Source organism: Paenibacillus sp. sgz302115 (genome assembly GCF_056120445.1).
Genome location: NZ_JBVYOK010000068.1, coordinates 1 through 472 on the forward strand (window position 1 = coordinate 1; position 472 = coordinate 472).

Annotated in this window: 1 protein-coding gene; it reads left to right on the forward strand. The window is 52.1% G+C overall.

Annotated features, from left to right (window positions below):
- Window positions 1–472: HYR domain-containing protein (locus AC0LWN_RS32685; RefSeq protein ID WP_474672752.1), on the forward strand; the 472-nt coding region annotated here is incomplete at both ends.

Sequence of the window (472 nt, forward strand, 5' to 3'; positions counted from 1 at the left end):
TGAAATGGACGGCTACGGATGAAAATGGCAATGTGACCACAGGCGTGCAGAAGATCACGGTCGTGGATACGACGAAGCCGACTCTGGAGCTTCCAGCGGACAAAACCGTCGAAGCAACTGCGCTGAAGACTCCGGTAGACATCGGTCAGGCCAAAGGCACGGATATTTTCAAAGTAACCGTAACCAGCAATGCTCCGACAGGGTTTGTACTCGGAACAACCGAGGTAAAATGGACGGCTACGGATGAAAACGGCAATGTGACCACAGGTGTGCAGAAGATCACGGTCGTGGATACAACGAAGCCGGGACTGACGCTTCCAGCGGATAAAACGGTCGAAGCAACTGCGCTGAAGACTCCGGTAGACGTCGGTCAGGCGAAAGGCACAGACATTTTTAAAGTAACCGTAACCAGCAATGCTCCGACAGAGTTTGCACTGGGAACAACTGAGGTAATATGGACAGCTACGGATGA